We start from the raw sequence: 16914 nt of genomic DNA, 5'->3' as shown, positions 1-16914 counted from the left end.
TTCTTTTCTTTGGACAAGCAAAGAAAAGAAACTCGGCTGTCGGGCCGATACCCGACTTTAAAACAACGTCGCGTTAGCGACACTAAAAGATTTAATGCTGGGTTTCGCGTTGCTCTACCCAGCCTACATTTTAAAACTTAGGTGACTAAACGTATGCTCAGCATAAAAAATCTCCACGTATCGATCAACGACAAACCCATCCTAAAAGGCCTGACCCTGGACATTAACCCCGGTGAAGTCCACGCCATCATGGGCCCCAACGGCGCCGGCAAAAGCACCCTGTCGCACGTGTTGTCCGGCAAAGCCGGTTATACGGTTACCGAAGGCAGCGTTACCTATCAAGGCAAAGACTTACTGGAACTGGCCCCGGAAATCCGTGCCCGCGAAGGGGTGTTTCTGGCCTTTCAATATCCGGTGGAAATTCCCGGCGTCAGCAATATTTATCTGCTAAAAGCGGCGCTCAATGCGATGCGCAAGCATCATGGTCAGCCGGAAGTGGATGCGATGGATTTTCTGACCATCGTCAAAAGCAAGGTCAAATTGTTGCAGATGGATGAAAAGTTTTTGTACCGCGCCGTGAATGAAGGCTTTTCCGGCGGCGAGAAAAAACGTAACGAGATTCTGCAGGCGGCGGTGCTGGAACCCAAACTATGCATTCTGGACGAAACTGATTCCGGCTTGGATATCGACGCCTTGCGCATCGTGGCAGAGGGCGTGAATTCCCTGCGTTCACCGGAGCGGTCGTTTTTGATGATCACCCATTACCAACGCCTGCTGGATTACATCGAGCCAGATATGGTGCACGTATTGGCGGAAGGCCGTATCGTCAAATCCGGTGGGCCTGAGCTGGCGCTGGAACTGGAAGAAAAAGGTTACAGCTGGTTGGAAGGAAAGGCGGCATGATGACGGCGGAACAATCGACTTATGCTTATCTGGCTGCCTATCCGACCATTGCCGCAAGCTTGCCGGGTAGCGACTTGTCGTGGTTGCAACAATTTCGCAATGCAGGTTTAAAAGCCTTTGAAGCGCATGGTTTTCCGAATCTGCGCGATGAAGAATGGCGTTATACTAACCTGGCCGTTTTAAATAAAACCCAGTTTGCACCTAGCGATAATCAAGAAGTCGATGCGGGTTGGTTAGAGACTTATCGGCTTGAAAATGCCTGGAACGTGGTGCTGATCAACGGCCATTTTTCGGCTGAGTTGTCGGATTTGTCCAATTTGCCCGCTGAAGTTTCGGTACAAAGTTTTAATGCTGCATTGCGCAATAATGCCGAGGCCTTGCAAACCCGGTTGGGCAAAGCGGTTGCTGATGATGAACATAGTCTGGTGGCTTTTAACAGCGCCTGGTTTGGCGATGGGGTTGTCATTGAAATTGCTGCCAGGCATCAGATGAGCAAGCCGTTGCAGATACTGCATGTGGTCACTGCGTCCGATGCGTTGGCTGCCACGCGTAACCTGCTTGTGGTTCATGACAGTGCCGAGGCGCAAATCATTGAAACCTACGTTGGCAGTGCCGACAGTTACTTTAGCGCAGCGGTAAACGAATGTTTCTTACAGCCGAATGCCGAATTAACGCTGTATAAAGTGCAGGCCGAGACCGATAAGGCTTGTCATTTCGGCGGCAGTTACGTCAAACAAGCACAAAATAGCCGCTTTATGCATCACAACTTTGCCATCGGCGGTTTGTTGGCGCGCAGCGAGATTCACAGCGATTTGGATGTGGCGTCGGAATGTCGCCTTAATGGACTTTATCTAGGCGGCAATCGGCAGCATATCGATAATCATACCCGTATCAATCATTTAAAACCGCAGGGCATTAGTCGCGAGTTTTATAAAGGTGTGTTGGATCAACGCGCCCGCGGCGTGTTTCAGGCCCGTGTGATTGTCGCCGAGGATGCGCAGCAGACCGATTCGGAAATGAACAATCGTAATCTGTTGTTATCCAACGATGCGGAAATCGATACCAAGCCGCAGCTGGAAATTTATGCCGACGATGTGAAATGTTCGCACGGGGTGACGGTAGGGCAATTGGATGAAAAATCGGTGTTTTATCTGCAATCGCGCGGCGTTGACGAGGCCTCGGCCAGGAATATTTTGACCTTTGCTTTTGCTAATGAAATGGTGGACAAGGTCGAGAATTCCGAATTGAAAGCCGTGTTATTGCAGCAGTTGCTTGCGCGTTTTCCGGCGATCAGTTTATAAAATATCGGAAACCGCCACTCGAATCTCCGGCAAGCTGTATAGATTGATGTTGTCGGCTTTTGAGAGTACGGTTTTTTCTAGATAATCGCCATCTCGAGGTTGGCGGTAGGCCTCTAAGCAATTGTCGATCAGATTAACGATCCAGTATTCCGGAATGGCATGGGTGGCATAGAGGCGCAGTTTTTGGCTGCGATCGAAACGCAGGGTGCTGTCGGAAACTTCTACCAACAACAGCACATCGGCTGCAAGCGGGTGACGGCTGGTATAAAAGTTCGGGTCTGGGCGCAGCAATAAAAAATCCGGGCCCGGTTCCGAGAGGTCGCCTAGTTGTACCGGGTTTTGCGCGTTGACGATGGCTTTTTCAAGCAGGCGGGGAGTCAAAGCATGAATAAGGCGGGCTACATGCCCTGCATGATTAGAGCCGATCGGTGCCATGTGTAAGATTTCTCCTTCTATGAGTTCCATGCGGCTGTCGGGCGGAAAAATACCGGCCTCGCCCATGCGATGCCATTCGGCGATGTCGGTGAGATGTTTTTGCGGAAAGACGGCAAGCATTTTTTTATCCAATACAATGTGTTGAATTTGATTTTAATGTGCAGATAGCACAAAGGCAACCTACAAGCTTGAGACTATGACTACCTATCCAATCGACCAAATCCGCGCTGATTTTCCGATTCTCGGCGAAACAGTTCGCAACAAACCCTTGGTGTATCTGGACAATGCCGCCAGTTGCCAGAAGCCGCAAACGGTAATCGATAGCATCGTGCATGTTTATAGCCATGAATACGCCAATATTCACAGGGGCGTACATACTCTAAGTGTCAAAGCCACCGATCGCTTCGAAGCGGCGCGGGAAAAAGTCAAAGAGTTCATCAACGCTGGCAGCACCAAAGAAATTGTCTTCGTGCGCGGAGCAACCGAAGCGATTAATCTGATTGCGCAAAGTTACGGTAAATCCCAACTGCAAGCCGGTGACGAAATTGTGATCAGCGCCATGGAGCATCACGCCAACATCGTGCCTTGGCAGATGCTGTGTCAGCAAATCGGCACCGTATTAAAAGTGGCGCCGATGAACCAAAAGGGCGAGCTGATTTTCGAAGAGTTCGAAAAACTGCTGGGCGCTAATACCAGGCTGGTGGCTATCGCCCATATGTCTAATGCCTTGGGGACTATTAATCCGGTCGAACGCATCATTGCTGCCGCGCAGGCCAAAAATATTCCAGTGCTGCTGGATGGCGCGCAGGCCATACCGCATATGCCGGTCGATGTGCAGGCCTTGGGTTGCGATTTTTATGTGTTTTCCGGGCACAAGCTTTATGGGCCGTCCGGCACGGGCGTGTTGTACGGTAAGCAAGCCTTGTTGGAAGCCATGCCGCCCTATCAAGGCGGCGGCGACATGATCCGTACCGTATCCTTCGAAAAAACCACCTATGCCGGCTTGCCGCATAAATTCGAGGCCGGCACCCCGGCGATTGCCGAGATCATCGGCCTAGGCGCGGCCATCGATTACGTGACCGCGGTCGGTATGGACAAAATCGCTGCTTACGAAGCCGAATTATTGGCTTATGCTACCGAACAAGCAGAGCAGATCAAAGGTATGAACATCATCGGCCAGGCGGCGGAGAAAGGCGGCATCCTGTCGTTTACCTTGGATCACATTCATCCGCACGATATCGGCACCATGTTGGACAGTGTGGGTATTGCTGTCAGGGCAGGGCATCACTGCGCGATGCCGGTGATGGATTTTTACGCTGTACCGGCTACAGCGCGGGCTTCGTTTGCCATGTACAATACCCGCCAAGAAATCGATGTGTTGATGCAGGGCATCAAATCCTTAATAGAGGTGTTTGGCTAATGTTTGAAGATTTACGCGATCTATACCAAGAGGTCATATTCGACCACAACCGCAATCCACGCAACTTTAGGGTGATGGAGAATGCCAATCGCCGGGTGGACGGTTTTAATCCGTTATGTGGCGACAAGCTGACTTTGTTCTTAAAAATCGAGGATCATGTGATTACCGATGCCAGTTTTCAGGGCTCGGGTTGTGCGATTTCCACTGCGTCGGTGTCGTTGATGACGGAAATTATCAAAGGCAAAACCGAGGAAGAGGCCGAAACGCTATTCAAACAGTTTCATGAAATGACCACCGGTAAAACGGAACAAGTGAATCTGGAAGCCATCGGTAAACTGGCGGTACTGGCTGGGGTGCGGGAGTATCCGGCGCGAGTCAAATGCGCCACCTTGGCCTGGCATACGCTGGATGCGGCATTAAAAAATCAGCAGGAAGCGATTTCCACCGAATAAATACCATGACAATAAATATAAGGTTTGGCCTACTTGTTTTTATTGTCGTGGTTGTTGTTATTGCGGTATCTTTATTCATTTATTTTAATTCAAAGCAAACCCAAGCAGTTCAGGGGGCTATATATGGCTTGGGATTACAGGAAAAAGAAGCGTTAATCGTCGCGGAATTAACGACTGCGGAAGTTTTTTCCAAGACTGAATATAATTACTTATTCAAAGATTTTCCCTTTGGAGATACAACAACATCTATCAAATTAACGGCTCACTACCAGTATTATCTGAAGTTGAGCGAGTTATCTTATGAACTCAAGGGAGATACGCTGATTTTTAAGTCTCCCAGGTTATACGCGTCGTTACCCGTTGCCTTCGATATGGACACGATTGCGGAAGACTGCGAAGCGCATTTTTTGGCACCCAATTGTAAAGAAAGCTTACAACATTTAAAGCATGAAATAAGTCAGCAAATGCCGCATTTAGCCAAACTGCGTGCATCAATGGTTTATGACAAAGCCACCAAAAGTTTGGCTGATATTTTTTATAATTTTCTGACCTATAATTCATATCCGATTAGTTTTTCAAAAATCAGGGTTGTCATTGGTGAAGAAAATAGCAAGTCAAGCAGGGTTTATGAGTACGATCCAAATTGCTGGTTAATTGAATGTTTGGTTGAGTAAATTGTTTCAATGCCTTTAGCTATCATCAGGTCTCTATCCGATAATCGTTCCGCCACGTTAGCCGATCAATTATGCATGCCGATATTGAGTAGTGAGGTTGCCGAATCCAGCCCGTATCCGTTTTTTTTGGCTTACCGCGACGGTTGTTTAAAATTGCTGGACAGGCAGGCTTTGAGAAAAGGCGGTCTGGCTGTCGAAATCGACCCGCGTCCCGGCGAACAGCATTCCTATCCGGCGCCGAAAAAAGATCTGCTGGCACAAGCCATCGGTAAAAAATCCCGTACCGTGGTCGATGCCACCAGCGGTTGGGCGCAAGATAGTCTGGCGCTGTTTCGGATGGGTTACGAAGTGACTTGCATCGAACGCTCGCCTATCATGGCGGCATTGATTCGCGACGGTTTTGAACGCTTGGCGCAATTGGATTGGGTCCAAAAGCGTGAGCTGCTTCCGCCGTCTTTACTGGTTGGTAACGCCATCGAATTATTGGCGGGTTTAACGGAAAAGCCGGATTGTATTTATCTTGATCCCATGTTTCCCCCCAAACGTAAAAAATCCGCGCTGACCCGCAAATCCATGGCAGTGTTACGTGATATTCTGGGCGACGACACGGACCGGCAAGCCTTATTCGATGCGGCTTTTGCGGCCACGGGGCGGCGGGTAGCGGTCAAAAGCCCGGATTATGCGGAACCTTTGGGCGGCAGGCCCAATGAAAGTTATCAAGGGAAGTTGTTACGCTATGACGTTTATTTAAAATAAATAAAATTAACGAAACACGAAATATTTGGAATTAACCGGACAGAGTGGGGTGATAGGTGTCTGATTGGATAGATGTGGTGGCCGAGTCGGCCTTGGCCGATGGCGAACATGTAGTGATCGATGTCGATGGTTTTGACGTGGCGATATTTAAACTGGAAGGCCAGTTTTATGCCATCGAAGATGTTTGTACTCATGATGGCGCGGAAATCGCCAGCGGTGAGCTGGACGGCGACGAAATCGTTTGCCCGCGTCATGGCGCCCGCTTTTGTGTGAAAACCGGCCAGGTCAAAAGCCCTCCGGCCTACGAAGATGTGGCTACTTTTCCCGTGCGGGTGGTTGACGGTCGACTGCAAGTCGCCGCTCAACGCTAAACCGCTGCAGCATTTATTGGCTTGCTTATGTCAACAGTTCAAGATTCAATTTTACCGGTTCATTTTCACTGGTGGCATAAAATCAAGTTTTGGCATGTGCTGTTGTTAATTGCGATTGGGCTGCTGGTCAGTTCACCGCCCTGGTTTGTCGTGCAACCGTCCGAAATGGCCCACGTTCGCCGCATGGGTAAGGTCGTACATCCGGCCCCGCTGTCGGAGGGGTGGTATTTGAAGGCTCCATTGCTGGATGATGTCGATATCCTGCAAGTGTCGTTGACGAGTTTTCAGGTGAACGATCTGTCTATTTTCACCATGGATAGTCAGTGGATTAACGTTTCCGTCGGCATTTCCTTCAGCATCCCGGAAGCGGCGGTTTTTAATCTGCTTTATAAAGTCGGGCGCAGCGGCGATTTTGATATCGATCAGAATATCCGTCCGGTGATCAGCGAGAGTACCATGCTGGTTTTTTCGCACCATTTAGCTGAAAAATTACCGGAAGAACGGGATCAGGTGGTGAAGGAATTGGAAATGGAATTGAGCGCCGCCTTACAACGCATTTTTGGGTTGAATATAGAGGATGTGCAGATCGTCAATATCAACTATCTTTCCGCCCGCGCAGCCATGCTTTGCGAGCAGCTAAAGCAGATGGACAATCAGCCGATTCCGGCTGCTGCCAAATAGGCGACGGGTATCGAATTATTTTCAGGCTTGCTTGATGGTTGCCAACAGCGCTTCGCGCCGCTGGCTCAGGTGCTGAAAGCTGTTGGTTAATTCATCCACTTGCGCTTGTAATGATTTCTCTTCGGAAGTCATTTCCGCCAAGGTTTCCGCTGCCGAAACCAGCAGTAAATCGCTTTTCCCCTGATAGGGATGTTTAAAGCGATTCTCAAAAGCCTGGCCTAAAGCATCCAGCAGCAGTTGAAAATCTGTTTCATTAAAGTCGGGTTTTTGAATGCTTTCCAGAACTTCCCGACGCGCATTGAATACATCACTGTTAAAAGTGTGAGTGTAAGCCGCGCGCATTTGCGTGGCCAGTGCGCGCATCTGTGATTCCGAGTCCTTGCACTGGGCAATCAAGCGGGCCAGGCTATTTTCCAGGTTGTGCATGGGTTGCTGGTGCTTTGCCATATAGAGCATTTCCAGCGTACCGGCCAATTCTTGCAGTTGAGGCGCGGCATAATCTTCCGCTTCCAGCCAGCGGAAAAGTAACTGCCGAAAGTTAGCCGGAAAATTGCCGAATTGAGTTTGAAAACCGGCCAGAAAATGGCCGGTAAAGTCCTCCAGGGTTTGCCTGTCGGGCGACTGGCTCTGCATGGCGGCAAGCAGTTGATTGGCTAACGCTGCAAAATTTGCGCTGCTATCGGGGATCGCTTCAGAGGCCTGTGCGGGCTGGTAGGGCTCGCTCGCCGATTGGGTTTCCTGAATACTTTCGGTGCGATCGTTAGCCGTTTCCTGTAGAAAGTTTTTCCAGTAATCCGCCAATCCCACTTCGGTTTCGCTGCCGCCTATATGTTTTAACATATTGTCCGCCAAGGCGAGTAGGCAACGGCTGGCCGGGGCGTTGCCGATCAAATCCACTACTGGCGTCTGTTTGACAATCGACTGGGTGACGTTTTCATCGCGGGCTACAAAGCCGCCGTAGTCCACTTTTAAATCCAGATACTTGTCGACCGCGGCGGAAAAGCGGCGATAGGTTTCGGTGGCATGCGGATAATCGTCCACCATGTTGACCACCACCCGAATATTGCCTGGGTAATGTCGGCTATTCAGCAATTTCAACATCGAAAAACCATCGGTCAGCGAGGTCGGTTCGGGGGTGATCAGTAAAAAAGTGTTAGGTGAGGATTCGACGAATTGCAGTACGCTATCGGCTACGCCGGCTGCGGTATCGATTAAAAAGTAATCGTAGTCCGCTTCCAGCTCCGTCAAGGCAGTACACAGTCTTTTCACCGTGTCGGCATTGAGGTCGGCGAATTCGGCAATCCCTGTGGCGCCGGGTACCACGGCCACGCCTTGCCGGGTTTTGATGACGATATCGTGTATGGATTTTTCGCCGTTCAGCACATGTTCCAGGGTATATTCCGGCCGCAGGCCCAGCAAAATATTAATGTTTGCCAAGCCGGTGTCGGCGTCGAAAATACATACCCTGGCGCCTTTCCGGGCCATGGCCGTGGCTACATTGGTGGTCAGGCAGGTTTTGCCGACTCCGCCTTTACCGCTGGTAAAAACCATGACATGGGCGCGGTGTTTGTCAGCCGGCAAGGGCTGCTCGGCAAAATTCAGGTTTTCCATGGCCGAAGAGTGTAATTGGTTTATGTGATCCACAGCTTACAGGTTTTGATGAATGTTGAAGATGTACTGTAGTACAACCATCTTTCTTACCACGGCATGTTCGGCGGGCTCGGTTATAATATTCGGCCGTTTGCTCAATTCGTAAAGTCATGAAAGCACCCCGTCTTGCCTGGGCGATAACAGGTTCCGGCCATTATATCGAAGAATGTCTCGAATTCATGCTCGGTCTGGATAACGTCGATTGTTATCTCAGCCAGGCCGGCGAAGAGGTGTTGAAAATGTATGGCGTCAATATTAACGACATCAAAGCCAAAATGCCGGTATATCGAGACAAAGCCGCTTCGGCGCCACCGGTAGGCTTGTTTTACAAAGGTTATTACCACACTTTTGTGATGGCGCCGACCACCTCCAATACCGTCGCCAAATGCGTGCTGGGTATTGCCGATTCCCTGGCCACTAATCTGTATTCCCAAGCCGGTAAATGTCGGATAGAAAGTATTGTCTACCCTTGCGATATCGCCCCGGAAATGGAAACCACCGCGCCTGGACATAAAAAAGTCATGGTTTACCCGCGACCGGTCGATCTGGAAGCCACCGATAAAATGCGTACCTTTCCCTATACCCAAGTCGTGGAAAGCGTTGACGATTTGAAAACCGCAGTGATACGCCGACTGGTATCATTATCATGAGTGACGAACGCATACTGTTTTTGACCGGCAAATTGGCTGAAAAACAACTCCGGCAGATTCTGGCCGGCATGGAGCCGGATTTTTATTACAAGGTTAAAGAAATGGGCGTCAAAGTCGCGGCTTTGATGACCACCGAAATGATAGGCCGTCGTTTGAAAGACACGGAAGATGCCACCCGTATCGTCATCCCCGGCCGTTGTCGCGGCGATATAGAAGCCTTGTCGCAACAGTTGGGTGTACCGGTGGAACGCGGTCCGGAAGAAGTCAAAGACCTACCACAGTATTTCGGTAAAAACGCCCAGCAATACGACCTCAGTCAATACCAAACCAAAATCTTCGCCGAAATCGTCGATGCTCCCAATATCAGCGTTGAGGAAGTGATTCAGCGGGCGTATTACTATAAAGCCCAAGGCGCGGATGTGATAGACATCGGCTGTCTGCCCGGCACGCCGTTTCCGCATTTGCAAGATTGCATACGTAGCTTAAAACAGGAAGGCTTCACGGTCAGTATCGATTCCCTGGAAGATAGCGATTTGCTGGCCGGTGGCAAAGCCGGTGCCGATTATATGCTTAGTCTGACCAGTAGCAGTTTATGGATAGTCGACGAAGTTGAGACCACGCCGATCATCATTCCGCAAGTACATGGCGACATAAGTTGCCTGGATGCCGTGATTGCAACCTTGCAACGCAAAAACAGGGCTTTTATTGTCGATCCTATTCTGGATCCGATACATTTCGGTTTTACCGAATCCATCGTACGCAATTATCAGTTCCGCCAGCGTTATCCTGAGGTGGAAATGATGCTGGGTGTCGGTAACATTACCGAACTGACCCACGCCGATACCTCGGGTATGAATGCGCTATTGCTGGGAATTTGTTCCGAGCTGAATATCAATCATATTTTGGCGACCGAAGTCAGCAAACACGCTTGCCGCGCTATCAAGGAAGCCGATAGTGCTCGCCGCATCATGTACGCGGCCAAGCAGCACGACAGTCTGCCCAAGCACATCGCACCCGATTTAATGACGGTACACGATAACGCACCGTTTCCGTATCGCCGCGACGAAATCGAAGCCATCGCCGCCGAAATTCGCGACCCCAGCTATCGGATACAAACCAGCAGCGAGGGCCTGCATGTGTTCAACCGGGACGGTTTTCATACTGCGCAAGACCCGTTTGATTTATATCCCAAGTTGGGCGTGGAAACCGATGGCGGACATGCCTTTTATTTGGGCGTGGAGCTGGCGCGCGCTCAAATCGCCTGGCAACTGGGCAAACGCTTTACCCAGGACCAGCCATTAAACTGGGGTTGCGCGGCACAGGGTGCGGAGACTGAAGCCGATTTACATACCTTTAAACCGGCCGGTAGCACGCTGAAAAAACAGCATCCGGAATGAGCGAGCCAGATCTGTAAGCGAGCTCCTTAACTTAACGGCGGGGGGCTGTCAGCCTTGTGCTTGAGTTTAGGCGTAGTTTTTCTGCCGTTCGTCAGCGGCTAATAGCCTTATGATGTCTAGAATTTGTTGTAATATAATCGAATCGCTATCAAATGGTGATACCATATAGGCCGGTAATCTGAATTGCGGGCTGTCGGGTACTTGAAATAGTTTGTGTTCTTTTATCAGCGGTGCGGCGATGCGAATAGGCAAAAAGCAGGAACCGCCATTGCTGAGCACTAATTGCACGGCCAGCCAGCCGATATTGACGACCTGAGCGGGACGTTCCAGATTAGGATAACCATTGCTGTGTTGTGCGTAGAACCCCGGTCCCCAATCGACGTAAATGTAATCGTCATTAGGCCAGGGTTTTTCAGGATCGGTGGTCAACAACACCAGGGTTTCATCAAATAAATGTTCGACCTTCAGTCCGGGATTGTGTTGAGGAGTATACATCATACTTATATCCATAGACCCTTCGATTGCACCGCGCATTAAATCTTCTTCAAAACCGATTTCACTGCGTATTGAAACATCCGGTACTTGGCTGCGTATGATGCCTATCCATTCCGGTAATAAGGTTTCCCATAAGGCAATCCGTGCACCGATGGTGACGCTGGCACGGTAGCGACTGGGTAAGCCAATGTCATGTCGTGCTTGTTCCAGGGTTAACAGCAATGTTTTGGCGTGACGTAAAAAGCGTCGTCCCGGTAGCGTCAAGGTGGCTCCGGAACGATTGCGCACAAACAAGGTAACGCCCATATAGGCTTCCAGGCGTTGTATGCGGGTACTGACTGTCGATTGCGTGACATAAAGCCTACTGGCGGCTTCCAGAAAGCTACCGTTGGCGGCGACACTTAAAAACGTTTTGATCTGATCGATGTCCATACTGCTTAGTATCGGATTTATCAATATTAAAGTCCAATATAAATCGTTTGTCTTATATCAACTGAATTCCTATAGTTGCTTTAAGCCACATTCGCAAATTTGTCTAGCTGCGATGTGCAACTTTTTGTGGGAGTCCGGGAAAATGAAAACATCATCCGATATCAGTTTTAATACAAATGGCTGGGGTTTAGTCAGCGTCCGTTCAATTAGCCTAAGCCTTACCGTTGCGCTGGCCTTTCTGGTCAGCGGCTGCTGGGCGCCCGGCATTAAACCGCCAATTTCCGACATCAGTAAGCTTAATACCATCCTGGTCGTTCCGGTAGAGTCTCCGCCACTGGAAATCACGCCTGATCCGATTGAAGACCGCATCCCGGCTTACGGGCATTATCGCAACATGGCCATCGATTTTCCGGTGGAGCAAAAACTCTATAAAACCTCCGGAGACGTTGTCGTTGCCGGTTTGGTCATTCGAAGCGACGATGCCGACCAGGTGTCTATTCAAGACAAGCTGGTACGGCCGAGTCTGGCAAGCGGCTCCGGGTCTGAGCAAACTTGGACACCAACGTTGGTGTTGGCCCGACAGGCCTTAACTAAATTGACCGAGCACAACATTAAAGCAAGCTTGAGTGGCGATTATTCTTATCTACCCATGGACGACGCGGATCGAGATGCTCAGTTAAGCCATTGGCATGATGCGACTTTGGCGTGGTATGGACAAAATACGGCTACTGTCGACGATCAGGCCTATGCCGGCATTGACGCAGTACTTGAACTGGGATTGGGGAGCTATCGGATTTTTGCCGGGCAGATGTCGGTGCAAGTGTTGATGAAATTGGTCGATCCACACACCGGACAGGTGCTTGCCCGCACCCGTGTAAAAGCCTTTACCACCGAGAATGTTGGAGAAACCAGCCTTAATCGGGACAGCGAGGCATTTAAACAGCGCCTAGCGCAGATAAGTTCGCAGCTGTTAAAACAAGGCTTTCATGAGTTCGGCTGGCAGCTTTGATAGGCCGGAACACTACGGTGTGAGTGCATAGACTATGGCTAACAGCGAAGACCAAAAGCTGCAGGGATGGCGCTTTATGCTATTCAATCTCTGTTTGGGCTGCAGTCACGTGCTGGTGATATTTAATGCCGGCGCCTATATCGCCATGTTGCCGCGCGTTGCAGCGGGTTTGGGCATTCCACCTAGCTTTTCCACCTGGACGCAGACGAATTATATGATCGGGCTGGCCTTGGCGTTTCCGGTGGGCGGCTGGTTGTCGCGACGGCTGGGCGAATATCGTCCATTTGTGGCTGCGTTTTTTGTGTTTGCGCTGGCCTCGGTTATTTGCGCAACCGTGACCTCGTTTTACGCTTATTTGGCCGGGCGCATCGTGTTGGGGTTTGCCGGCGGCTTAACCTTGCCTTTGGGACAATCCTTGCTGATCAAGGAATATCCGGAGCAACGAAAATCCATCGGCATCGGGGTGTGGAGCGTATTTACCTTGACGCCGTTTACCTTCGCGCAACCCATAGGGGGCTGGATAGCAGATACGCTGGGTTGGCGCTGGTTGTTCTGGCTGAATATTCCCACGGCTCTGGTGATTGGCGGCATTGTCGGCGCCTTACTGTATCAGCGCGGCATTACCCGTATCCGGCATCGTTTTGATGGTGTGGGCTTTGTGCTGATTACGCTGGTCTTGTTCGGTATTCAAACCGTGCTCAATCAGGGTAACGACTGGGATTGGACAAACTCATTTTATATAGACGGCCTGATTATTTTCGTGATGGTAACGCTGCTTTATTGGGTGATATGGGAATTCAGCCATCGTCGCCCCTTTCTGGACATCTGCTTATTCGCGCATCGAAATTTCACTATTGGCGTCGTCATATTGTTCCTGGGTTTTCTGATGTTTCAAGGCTTGTTATCCATGTTGATTGTGCAGTTGCAATTGGCTCTGGGATATTCATCATTCTTGGCGGGTTTGGTGTTTCTACCGATGGCGATTTTAGCCAAGCCGGTCGCCAGCGTGTTTCACGAAGTTGTTAAATACTTCGATGCCCGGTTACTGGTTTCGCTTAATTGCCTGGGCTTTGCCGCGATCTATTTTTGGCTGAGCCGTTTCGATGGTCATGACGCATTTGCGCAATTGTTTTGGCCCAAAGTACTGGAAGGGGCTTGTCTGGGCAGCTTTTTTGTGCCCGTGACCGCCTTGTTATTGCATGGTCTGCCGCCGGAGCGGACTTGGCGGGCGGTGGAGTTGGCCAGCCTGTTGCGTATTGCCGCCGGCGCCATGGGCATTACCCTGCAAGGCATTGTGATTTATCGGCGCGTGCCCGTGCATACGACACGATTTGCCGAGACCCATACTGTATTTGATGTCAGACTCGAACGAACGCTGGATACCCTGATGTCGGCGGGCTTTAATGAAACAACCGCTGTTGCCAAATTGGCCAAGCTGACTGGTCGCGATGCGGTGATTCACGCCATGAATGATGCATTCTGGATGGCGGGTTGCCTGTTTATAGGGTTAGCGCTTTTGGTTTGGTTGGCCAATCCCACCAAGCTATCCATCAGACGTACGCTAAAACAGGAACAACGCAGGGAAACCCAAGAAATGCTGGTGGAGGAACCTTAATGACAACGGCAACGCGGTATCCGGTACGACTTATTGCGGCGCTGATGTTGAGCGCTGTGTCGGGTTGCGCCTGGTTCGGGGATGAGACCCGGCGGGCTGAAATGATGGCCGTGCCGGCCATGTCGCAGACCCTGGCGAATGCCGAGTCATCGTTAACCGATGCCGCATGGCCGCAAGCCAAGTGGTGGGAAAGCTTCAATATTCCGGCATTGAATCAGCTAATCACTACGGCTTTGGCGGACAATCCCAATTTCAAGGCGGCCGCCGCGCGGTTGCGGCAATCGCAAGCCATGGTGGATGCGCAAGCGGCAGAGCTGTATCCCACGGTTGATGCCAATGTCAGTTTCAGCGCCCAGCGTTTTTCAGCCAACAGCACTCAAGCCAAACTCGCAGGGGAAAATTTTCGGCAATTACTGATCAATCCCTTGGTTTTACGCTATCACCTGGATTTTTGGGGGCGTGACCAGGCCGCCTTGGAAGCGGCCGTGGGCAGGTCGCTAGCCGTGGAAACCGAACTGGCCGATGCCAAGTTATTGCTGGCAACCGCGGTAGCGGCCAGTTATTTCGATCTGGTCGCGGCTAGCGAAAAACTGCTCATAGCAGAAAATATCGTTGCGGATAGGGAAGCGCTTCTAAACCTGCATCAGGTCCGCCTAACAACCGGTTTGGTGGCTGAAGCGCCGGTACTGCAAGCCAAGATGGCCCTGCAAGATGCTCGGCAACAACTAGATGGTTTACGTGCCGAGGTGGAATTACAGAAGCATCTACTGGCTAGTTTGGCCGGACAGGGCCCTGATTGGGGACAACATATTCTGGCGGTACACGGCGTACTGCCAAAGTCTTTGGCGTTACCTGCCGACCTGTCGTTGCGGCTTTTAGCGCACCGCCCCGATGTCACTGCCGCCCGCTTGCAGGCGCAAGCTGCCGCGCAGGAAATCAAAGTCGCGGAAACCGGCTTCTATCCCGACGTCAATCTGCTTGCCTTTACCGGTTTGCATAGCGTCAGTCTGACCGATGTGCTGCTGCAGGGCGCCAGTCTGGCTTATGCGGTGGGCCCTTCGATAGAGTTTCCGATCTTTGAAGGAGGGCGCTTGCGCGCCAATCTGAGCTATCAGGAAGCGGCTTACGATGCCGCGGTGGAACGCTATAACGGCAGTCTGTTGCATGCGGTTCAAGAAGTAGCCGATGCTCTAACGCGATGGCGGGAAATCGATCGTCGCATGGCCGCACAGCGCCAAAGTGTTATCGATTCCGTCGAGGCTAAAGACCTTGCCGCCAGCCTTCATCGTAACGGCCTCAACGATCGCACCGACTTAATGCTGGCCGACCTGGAAGCGCATCAGCAACGCTTGCAATTGACAGCATTGCAAGGTCAGCATTTTAAAGTCGCGGTGCAAGTCATCAAGGCGCTAGGCGGCGGCTTTAACGACATCAAGAACGACAGTCAAAAACTCAGCTATGCACACTAAAATTCGCCCCAAGGAAATTCTCCAGCAACGCAATCGACGCCTAAAACGGCTGACGTTAATGATCGTATTGGCGGGTATAATCTCTGTCGGCTATTGGTGGCTGCTTAAACGGGGCACTGTAAGCACCGACGATGCCTTTGTGACGGGTCATCTGATTCCCTTGAAGGCCCAGACTGATGGGATTGTGGTCGAGATTCTGACCGAAAACACCCGCTATGTGCAAAAGGGCGATGTGCTGGTAAAACTGGACGGCGTGCATGCGCAGCTAACCTTGCAGCAGGCTGAGGCCGAATTGGGCGAAATCGTGCGCAACCTGGTGAGTTTGACGGCTAAGGTCGAGACTCTGAAACAGCGCATTATCGCCAAGGAAGCGGTGCTGAATCAGGTTCGCCATGACCTCGATCGCTTTAAAGCCGCGGCACATGACGGCGCAGTATCTGATCAGAAAGTGCAAAACACCCAGGATAAAATCCGTGAGCTGGAAGCGGTCATACGGGAAAACCAGGCTGAAAAAATCAGCATCGAAGCCCAAATAAGCGGCACAACCATCGACAAACACCCTGCCATCGAAAAAGCCAAAAGCCGGGTACGCGCGGCGTTTCTGAACTTTCAGCGTCGCAACGTCGTCGCACCGGCATCGGGTTATGTGGCTAAACGCAAGGTCCAGGTGGGCGATAACGTTAAACCCGGTACGCCGCTGCTGGCAATTGTGCCGCTGGACGATCTGTGGATTGACGCTAACTTTCTGGAAACCCAGGTATCGGGCATTCGTCCGGGGCAAACGGCTGACATAAGAGTCGATGCCTATGGTGATGAGTTGATCTATCACGGTATCGTGCAGGGTATCTTGCCCGGCACCGGTAGCACCTTTGCGTTATTGCCGACCGATAATGCTACCGGCAACTTTATACATGTGGCCGAGCGGGTGCAGGTACGGATCGGTTTGGATCCCAAAGAGTTGCGGGATAATCCGCTGCAGCCCGGGCTTTCGACAGTGACGCGAATCAACACCCGCGAAACCGGCAGTCCATTATTAAGCTCTAGCGTTGCGGTCGCCGGCGACGCCTATAGAACCGAAATATACGCACATGAATTAGACGGCGTGGAGTTGCGTCTTCAACGGATTATTGCCGCGAATAAGCTTTGAAGCTAAACGGGTTGATTTATTAACGGCGGGATACGCGAAATACACAAAAAGCACTGC

The 16914-nt window shown here is 51.0% G+C and carries 17 protein-coding genes; 14 read left to right on the top strand and 3 right to left on the bottom strand.

What is annotated here, in order from left to right:
- Positions 1-153 precede the first annotated feature (153 nt).
- Complete coding sequence (gene sufC, locus M0R33_RS06340) at positions 154-903, top strand: Fe-S cluster assembly ATPase SufC (RefSeq protein WP_292566669.1); 750 nt, start codon at positions 154-156, stop codon at positions 901-903.
- Positions 903-2204 (top strand): Fe-S cluster assembly protein SufD, encoded by a 1302-nt coding sequence (gene sufD, locus M0R33_RS06335; protein WP_292566758.1) that lies wholly within the window; start codon positions 903-905, stop codon positions 2202-2204. The genes sufC and sufD overlap by 1 nt, the downstream gene beginning before the upstream one ends.
- On the opposite strand, the gene M0R33_RS06330 is transcribed toward sufD, so the two are convergent.
- On the bottom strand, positions 2199-2759 hold the full coding sequence (locus M0R33_RS06330) for a Uma2 family endonuclease (protein WP_292566666.1): 561 nt from the start codon (positions 2757-2759) through the stop codon (positions 2199-2201). The genes sufD and M0R33_RS06330 overlap by 6 nt on opposite strands.
- A 76-nt stretch (positions 2760-2835) precedes the next feature.
- Between M0R33_RS06330 and M0R33_RS06325 the strand changes: the two genes are divergently transcribed.
- The 6 genes from M0R33_RS06325 to M0R33_RS06300 are packed head-to-tail and all read left to right on the top strand — an operon-like array spanning position 2836 to position 6993.
- Positions 2836-4059, top strand: coding sequence for a cysteine desulfurase (locus M0R33_RS06325; protein ID WP_292566663.1), 1224 nt, complete (start codon positions 2836-2838; stop codon positions 4057-4059).
- Positions 4059-4511, top strand: coding sequence for a Fe-S cluster assembly sulfur transfer protein SufU (gene sufU / locus M0R33_RS06320; protein ID WP_292566660.1), 453 nt, complete (start codon positions 4059-4061; stop codon positions 4509-4511). Before M0R33_RS06325 ends, sufU begins: the two co-directional genes overlap by 1 nt.
- A gap of 5 nt (positions 4512-4516) precedes the next feature.
- Positions 4517-5185 (top strand): hypothetical protein, encoded by a 669-nt coding sequence (locus M0R33_RS06315; RefSeq protein WP_292566658.1) that lies wholly within the window; start codon positions 4517-4519, stop codon positions 5183-5185.
- A gap of 9 nt (positions 5186-5194) precedes the next feature.
- Positions 5195-5941, top strand: a complete 747-nt coding sequence (locus M0R33_RS06310; RefSeq protein WP_292566655.1) for a class I SAM-dependent methyltransferase — start codon at positions 5195-5197, stop codon at positions 5939-5941.
- A gap of 56 nt (positions 5942-5997) precedes the next feature.
- Positions 5998-6312 carry a non-heme iron oxygenase ferredoxin subunit gene (locus M0R33_RS06305; RefSeq protein ID WP_292566652.1) on the top strand — a complete coding sequence of 105 codons (315 nt, stop codon included), beginning with the start codon at positions 5998-6000 and terminating at the stop codon, positions 6310-6312.
- A gap of 27 nt (positions 6313-6339) precedes the next feature.
- Positions 6340-6993 carry an SPFH domain-containing protein gene (locus M0R33_RS06300; protein WP_292566649.1) on the top strand — a complete coding sequence of 218 codons (654 nt, stop codon included), beginning with the start codon at positions 6340-6342 and terminating at the stop codon, positions 6991-6993.
- A gap of 21 nt (positions 6994-7014) precedes the next feature.
- Here M0R33_RS06300 and M0R33_RS06295 read toward each other — a convergent pair whose 3' ends face one another.
- Positions 7015-8637: a MinD/ParA family protein gene (locus M0R33_RS06295; protein WP_292566647.1), complete on the bottom strand. Its 1623-nt coding sequence runs from the start codon at positions 8635-8637 to the stop codon at positions 7015-7017.
- Positions 8638-8753: 116 nt separating this feature from the next.
- Between M0R33_RS06295 and M0R33_RS06290 the strand changes: the two genes are divergently transcribed.
- Positions 8754-9293 carry a flavoprotein gene (locus M0R33_RS06290; RefSeq protein ID WP_292566644.1) on the top strand — a complete coding sequence of 180 codons (540 nt, stop codon included), beginning with the start codon at positions 8754-8756 and terminating at the stop codon, positions 9291-9293.
- Entirely contained in the window at positions 9290-10690 is a 1401-nt protein-coding gene (locus M0R33_RS06285) for a DUF6513 domain-containing protein (RefSeq protein ID WP_292566641.1), read from the top strand. Before M0R33_RS06290 ends, M0R33_RS06285 begins: the two co-directional genes overlap by 4 nt.
- A gap of 66 nt (positions 10691-10756) precedes the next feature.
- On the opposite strand, the gene M0R33_RS06280 is transcribed toward M0R33_RS06285, so the two are convergent.
- On the bottom strand, positions 10757-11617 hold the full coding sequence (locus M0R33_RS06280) for a LysR family transcriptional regulator (protein WP_292566639.1): 861 nt from the start codon (positions 11615-11617) through the stop codon (positions 10757-10759).
- A 142-nt stretch (positions 11618-11759) separates the two neighbouring features.
- Here M0R33_RS06280 and M0R33_RS06275 point away from each other — a divergent pair, with 142 nt between their 5' ends.
- From M0R33_RS06275 to M0R33_RS06260, 4 genes are read left to right on the top strand one after another with little or no spacing between them, the layout of a single operon-like run.
- The gene (locus M0R33_RS06275) at positions 11760-12626 is read left to right on the top strand and encodes a hypothetical protein (protein ID WP_292566636.1); all 867 of its coding nucleotides are present in this window, start codon (positions 11760-11762) and stop codon (positions 12624-12626) included.
- Positions 12627-12660: 34 nt separating this feature from the next.
- Positions 12661-14241, top strand: coding sequence for a DHA2 family efflux MFS transporter permease subunit (locus M0R33_RS06270; protein ID WP_292566634.1), 1581 nt, complete (start codon positions 12661-12663; stop codon positions 14239-14241).
- Positions 14241-15710, top strand: a complete 1470-nt coding sequence (locus M0R33_RS06265; RefSeq protein WP_292566631.1) for an efflux transporter outer membrane subunit — start codon at positions 14241-14243, stop codon at positions 15708-15710. Before M0R33_RS06270 ends, M0R33_RS06265 begins: the two co-directional genes overlap by 1 nt.
- On the top strand, positions 15700-16857 hold the full coding sequence (locus M0R33_RS06260; RefSeq protein WP_292566629.1) for an efflux RND transporter periplasmic adaptor subunit: 1158 nt from the start codon (positions 15700-15702) through the stop codon (positions 16855-16857). Before M0R33_RS06265 ends, M0R33_RS06260 begins: the two co-directional genes overlap by 11 nt.
- The last annotated feature ends 57 nt before the right edge of the window (positions 16858-16914 follow it).

Source organism: Methylomonas sp., from assembly GCF_023228165.1.
GTDB lineage: Bacteria > Pseudomonadota > Gammaproteobacteria > Methylococcales > Methylomonadaceae > Methylomonas.
This window is presented reverse-complemented; position numbering and strand designations above follow the sequence as displayed.